The following is a 5322-nucleotide window of genomic DNA, read 5'->3' on the forward strand; positions in this document are numbered from 1 at the left end:
AACAACCCATCGCCACCACCCATACCAACATCATCCTGCATGAATGATCACGAACCGCAGGCGGGTTGCCGGTTACTGAGACACGCTCCTAGCCAAGCGGAACGCCGGGTTCGCCGACGGCGGAGCATTCGCCAACCTCAAGCTCATGCCCAGTGGCAGTCTGACGGTCATCGGATGCGTCGACCCTCGTGTCGACCCGTCCGACGTGCTCGGGCTCAAGCTCGGCGAGGCAGCGGTGATCCGCAACGTCGGAGGGCGGGTCACGCCCGCCACACTCCGGACGCTGGAGATGCTCTCGAAGGTCGTCCAGGCCCGCATGGGCGGTCCTCGCACGGGCGACGTCCACTATGCGGTCCTGCACCACACCGACTGCGGGATCACGGACCTGGCCGCGTTCCCCGATCTGCTGGCCGATTACTTCGAAGTTCCGGCCGGAGACCTGGACGCCAAGGCCGTCACCGACCCGGTCGCCGCCGTCCGCGTCGACGTCGAAATCCTCAAGCAGAAACTTCCAGCCGGACTCTTCGTCTCAGGGCTCGTGTACGACGTGGCCACCGGGCTCATCGACGTCGTCGTCCCGCCCGCGCGAGTGGAAGCATGACACCGCGCGGCGCCTGCGGCCGGTCCGGCCGGCGCGACCGCCGTGGGCCTGCGGCTTGTACCGGGATCTGCTTCCCTGGCCGGTCCTATCGGCGGGGAGGCGCTTTCTAGCATGTGCGACGATCATGGGCACTCGGCGGCCGAGGCGGCGTGGTCAGCGCCTCGCGTCGCAGAGGGACCGGCCGTTGACCCGGTGACGCTGCCCGAGGTCGACGAGGTCAGGGTCACGACGATGGTCGACAACACCTTCGACGCCCTGCTGGCCTCTGCCGAAGGCGTCACACGGGCGTCGATGGGCGCCGGGCGGACCGCCGCGCGGCAGTTCGCCGGCGGCGAGGCCCTCGCGGGGCTGCGTGCCGAGCACGGCTTCTCCGCACTGGTCACCGTCCAAAGCGGGAACGCTAGCAGCACGCTGCTGTTCGATACCGGCGCGTCGCCGGACGGACTGGCGGTGAACGCCGAGCGTCTTGGCATCGATGTCGGCGGCCTGCAGGGCGTCGTGCTCAGCCACGGACACTTCGACCACGCGGGCGGCTTCGACGGCCTGGCCCGGCTGCGCGGGCGCTCCGGCCTGCAGCTGACCGTCCACCCCGCGGTCTGGACCCGCCGCCTGGAACTACGCCCGGGGACTTGTCATCATCACCGGGTGCGGCCACGCCGGAGTCGTCAACATCATCCGGCACGCCATGAGGCTGACCGGCGTCAGCAAACTGCTGGCCCTCATCGGCGGCTTCCACCTGATCGGCCCCGCCTTCGAGCCGGTCATCGGACCGAAGGTGGCCGCGCTCACCGAACTCGCACCCGAGCTGATCGTCCCCGGTCACTGCACCGGCTGGCGCGCCCAGCACACCCTCGCCGCAGCCTTCCCGGACGCATGGGTGCAGACCAGCGTCGGAACCACCTGCACACTCAGCGCCCCACAGGCGGGTGATGCCTGATCCCGGCTCAACCGGTGCAGCAGGAAGTGCAGCGTTGGCGGTACGCGAACGGGCGCCTGAGCCAGCGTCCAGCAGTTTCGCGTGTCCACCTCCGTCAGCAGCCCGTTGATCATCTCCGCGGCCGTCGCACGTGTCTCACGCCGCGCGAAGCAACCCGCGATCGCATCCATCGCCGCCCGAACAACCGGCCTCAGGCCGCCGGGCTATCGTGGCCTCCACGGCCACCTGGTCCTGAAACGTCGTCACAAGCGTTCATGATCACGGTGGCCGCACCTGTGCCCGCACCCGACCCCGCAAGCCGCCGACCAGCACAGACGCCGGAACTACAACTGCCGTGTCAGTGACCTTGTGTAAGTCCTTGGTGGTCACTCGGCGTTGAGTCGGTCCTCGACATACAGGCCCGATGTCAAGTGAACCGAGCGTCGCTGATGTCGATGGAGACCATTGTCTGGTCCAGGATCGGGCGGTTGTCCGCATTGCTCCGGTAGGCCCGGCGTTTGGTAGGTAGGCGGATCCCGTCCGCCTCCACGGTGTCGTAGACGTACTGTGCCGCGGCGAACCCGCCTGCGATGTCGACGTGATAGTCATGCCGACGCAGCAGATGGTCGGGGCCGAAGTAGAAGTCCTGTCGAGTGCTGTGGCTGGCGATATCGGGCGGGAAGGTGGCGCGCAGTCCGCGCCAGAGTTCGTCTCCTTCCCGCCATGGTTCGATTTCGGTGACGGTGAAGCCGGGCATCGACAGCAGGAAGGGCGTGGTGAGATACGTCCACAGGGCGTACCCGTTGAAGTAGGCACGGTCCAGCGGGTCCCAGGGGGTGTTGAGGTCGTGGCCCATGAACGACTTCCGCGGTTCGTTGCGTTCGGCCACGACGCGTCCGTCGAATTTTTCGATGCTGATCCGGTCGGCCGTGAAGTCGGTCTTCTGGTCGGGCACGCCGAACGGCAGCACGGAGGCGCGCTGCTCATGCAGCCAGACGGTCATCTCGCGGGGCGTGGGGTCCTGTGGCATGCCCTTGATGACGAACATGTCGCCACCGCTGACGACGGTGGCGCGGACCACGGTGAGTGCATTCCAGCGGTCGAGGCCACCATGGGCATCGAGGACCTCTGCGAGCAACGTGTTCATATCGGTCTCCTGCTCGGTCGTGCCGGGCGGCGGTGTCCACGGGCGCATCGATGGGACGGCCCGGCTCGTCGGCGAGCTTCGGTGAACGCCCGCGAGGTTGGCCAAGGTATGAGAGGCCCTGGTTGACCACTCGGCATCGGTACCGGCGTCTGTACTCGACTTTACCGACTGAGGGAACTCGTGAACCGGCTCTGACTGCGGCGATTGATTCATAGACTACAGGTCCGTTACGGCAGTGAGGCCGTCGCTGTAGCAGCGCTCGATGAGGTTGCGGCGTCGGTAGGCCGTCCGGTCGAGTTGGCACCGGCTTTCACCGCGCTGGATGCAGCCGACTGACTGGTATGTGATCGGCTTGATGGCCTCAGAGTATTTGTGCCCCGGCGGTACTGAGCCCCGGGCAGTGGGGTGGCGGCCCGGGGCTGGGGAGTACCTGCGTTCACTCGCCCGGGAAACTCGTAAGGAGGGCGCCGACACGGTCCGCCGGGAGGACGCTGCGGGTCAGTGTGGGTGGTCACGGTGGTCGTGGCCTCGGGGGCGGCGCTGTGCCAGGGCTTGGGTGCGTGTGGTGACCTCGTCCGTGGACACGGCGGACAGGCCGGCGAGTACGTCTTCCAGAGCCGCCAGCCAGAGCCGGTAGTAGTTGTAGGGTTCGCCCTGGGCCGCTCCGGCTTCCCAGGCGGCGATCCGGGCGATCAGTGCGGCCTGGAATTCCGGCCAGGTGAACGTGCCTGCCTCGTACAGGCTGACGGCCATGCCGAAGGCGCGACTCTCCCATGGCTCGGCGAACACCAACTCGCCGTTGGAGCGAGGCGGTGCGGCCGGGCCCTCGATGTCCAGCGGCGCGGTCATGGTGCCACCACCTTGGCCACGCCGACCATCGCGTCCCGGGTCACCAGCGGCACGAGCTCTTCCTCGGTCAGGTGCTCAGTGCCGGCCGGACACTCGGGCAGCACCAGCCAGCGGACCTCGCTGGTGGAGTCGTGGACGGTGATCTGCACATCGTCGGCGAGGTCGAGTCCCATTTCGGACAGCACCATGCGGGGCTCCTTGACTATCCGCGAGCGGTAGGCGGGGTCTTTGTACCAGCTCGGCGGCAGGCCGAGCACCGGCCACGGGTAGCAGGAGCACAGCGTACACACCACCACGTGGTGGGTGGCCGCGGTGTTCTCGACGACCACGATGTGCTCGCCCTGTGGCCCCGAAAAGCCCAACTCCTTGATGGCGGCGGTGCCGTCGTCGAGGAGCCGCTGCCGGTAGTCCGGGTCGGTCCATGCCTTGGCGACGACCTTGGCGCCGTTGAGCGGGCCCACGTTGGTCTCGTAGTCGGTGATGATCCGGTCCATCACCTTCGGGTCGATCAGGCCCCGCTCGGTGAGCAGTTGCTCCAGCGCCTCGGTGCGCAGGGCCACGGGAAGGGCCTCGTCCGGCCCGCCGGTGGTGGTCACGAGATTGTCTCCAGGTAGCTCTCGTACAGCTCTGCGGTGAGTACGAAGGGTTCCGCGTCGACGCCCCACAATTCCCGGGAGTCGAACCGCACCGAGTAGACGTGCTGCGGGTTCTCGCCCTGGAAGTGGGCTTGGTGTCCGGCAGCACGGCGGCGGGCTGGATACGCGCGACAACTCCGGCATGTCCGCGCACATAGCCCGGCAGCCGGGTGTGCCCGGGCACCGACCTGGCCTTGGCACGGACATGCTCGCCGACGGTGAAGGCCGGCGCGGTGTCCACGGTGCGCAGCGAGCCCTCGGCGGTCCGCACGTAGTCGGGCCGGGCAGGCTCCGGAATCGGTGGTTCCTCAACGTCTTCGCCACGCAGGTTGCGGGCACGGGCGTCGATCGCGGACGGCGCCAGGATGGCGCTTTCTGTGAGCATCAGCGCCGCGCCGTTGAGCCAGCGGCCGAAATAGCCGTCGCCCAGGTAGGCGGCGCGGTCCAGGCGCTCCAGTGCGTGCCGGAAGGCGTCCGGGTTGACGCCGCCGCACGCAACGCGGCTGGAGAGGATCGCCAGCGCGAATGCCCGGCCCTGCCAGGGCTCCTCGAAGACCGGTTCGTCCTTTCTCGGCGGATGCATGGGACCCCAGCCCGGGGTGCCCCCCATATCGGCAATACCGTTCACGACATAAACTCTCATATGAGTGCAATAGTTGTCATACCTACTCGAATTTTAAGCAAGCGGTGTCCCATCAGCATCTGCTGGCTGCCGGTCCGGGGTTCGGCCGGATCGATGACGGCCCAGTCGTGGAGGCGGTGCCCCTTGGCACCGGCCCCTGCCGGCAGCTCCGGGATCACTTCGGCACTGTCGCCGCCGGGGAGTCCGCGCGGGACTTCCCGACGTCGGTGGTGACTTCGTGGGAGCCGGCGGTGGCGAGCACGCAGCCGGTACCGCGCTCTTCCAGTGCGGTCCATCGTCGACCGCCTTGGGCCACTGCTGGCCCTGCAACAACGCCAGCGATACCGCAAGGACACGGTGCTCATCGTGGACGGCACGGTGCGCCACGAGGCGCTTGAAGACCGGGCGGGGGTGAAAGGACCCCGCCACCGGGCTGTCGCAGCAGTCCGGTTGAAGCTGAGAGGCCGTTATCAATCCGGACGTGATCGCTTGATTTCTGCAGGTCAGGCATGCTGCCGATGGTCGGGTGGCAGGAATGACGGCGTCGTGTCG

At 67.7% G+C, this 5322-nt stretch carries 5 protein-coding genes and 3 pseudogenes; 4 read left to right on the forward strand and 4 right to left on the reverse strand.

Annotation, left to right across the window (positions count from 1 at the left end; translation table 11 throughout):
* Positions 1-145: 145 nt before the first annotated feature.
* From ACFY4A_RS42205 to ACFY4A_RS42215, 3 genes and pseudogenes are all read left to right on the forward strand, one after another.
* Positions 146-601 carry a carbonic anhydrase gene (locus ACFY4A_RS42205; RefSeq protein WP_390834621.1) on the forward strand — a complete coding sequence of 152 codons (456 nt, stop codon included), beginning with the start codon at positions 146-148 and terminating at the stop codon, positions 599-601.
* A 291-nt stretch (positions 602-892) separates the two neighbouring features.
* Positions 893-1147 (forward strand): annotated as a pseudogene (locus tag ACFY4A_RS42210) (MBL fold metallo-hydrolase); the annotation flags it as partial.
* 139 nt (positions 1148-1286) lie between these two features.
* A complete protein-coding gene (locus tag ACFY4A_RS42215) occupies positions 1287-1538 on the forward strand; it encodes a hypothetical protein (RefSeq protein WP_390834625.1) in 252 nt (83 codons plus the stop codon).
* 406 nt (positions 1539-1944) lie between these two features.
* On the opposite strand, the gene ACFY4A_RS42220 is transcribed toward ACFY4A_RS42215, so the two are convergent.
* The 4 genes and pseudogenes from ACFY4A_RS42220 to nthB all read right to left on the reverse strand — a co-directional run bounded on the left by ACFY4A_RS42220 (position 1945) and on the right by nthB (position 4791).
* A complete protein-coding gene (locus ACFY4A_RS42220) occupies positions 1945-2664 on the reverse strand; it encodes a hypothetical protein (RefSeq protein ID WP_390834622.1) in 720 nt (239 codons plus the stop codon).
* 498 nt (positions 2665-3162) lie between these two features.
* The gene (locus tag ACFY4A_RS42225; RefSeq protein WP_390834623.1) at positions 3163-3513 is read right to left on the reverse strand and encodes a nitrile hydratase accessory protein; all 351 of its coding nucleotides are present in this window, start codon (positions 3511-3513) and stop codon (positions 3163-3165) included.
* Complete coding sequence (gene nthA, locus ACFY4A_RS42230; RefSeq protein ID WP_390834624.1) at positions 3510-4109, reverse strand: nitrile hydratase subunit alpha; 600 nt, start codon at positions 4107-4109, stop codon at positions 3510-3512. Before nthA ends, ACFY4A_RS42225 begins: the two co-directional genes overlap by 4 nt.
* Positions 4106-4791: pseudogene (gene nthB, locus ACFY4A_RS42235) on the reverse strand (nitrile hydratase subunit beta). The gene nthA and the pseudogene nthB overlap by 4 nt, the downstream one beginning before the upstream one ends.
* A 273-nt stretch (positions 4792-5064) precedes the next feature.
* On the opposite strand from nthB, the pseudogene ACFY4A_RS42240 reads away from it, so the two are divergent.
* Positions 5065-5151: pseudogene (locus tag ACFY4A_RS42240) on the forward strand (IS5/IS1182 family transposase); the annotation flags it as partial.
* Positions 5152-5322: the final 171 nt, after the last annotated feature.

The organism is Streptomyces sp. NPDC001292 (assembly GCF_042896465.1).
In the GTDB taxonomy this organism is placed as follows: Bacteria; Actinomycetota; Actinomycetes; order Streptomycetales; family Streptomycetaceae; genus Streptomyces.

Coding starts and splice junctions, on each gene's coding strand:
- ACFY4A_RS42205 (WP_390834621.1), top strand. CDS start 146: ATGCCCAGTGGCAGTCTGACGGTCATCGGATGCGTCGACCCTCGTGTC.
- ACFY4A_RS42215 (WP_390834625.1), top strand. CDS start 1,287: ATGAGGCTGACCGGCGTCAGCAAACTGCTGGCCCTCATCGGCGGCTTC.
- ACFY4A_RS42220 (WP_390834622.1), bottom strand. CDS start 2,664: ATGAACACGTTGCTCGCAGAGGTCCTCGATGCCCATGGTGGCCTCGAC.
- ACFY4A_RS42225 (WP_390834623.1), bottom strand. CDS start 3,513: ATGACCGCGCCGCTGGACATCGAGGGCCCGGCCGCACCGCCTCGCTCC.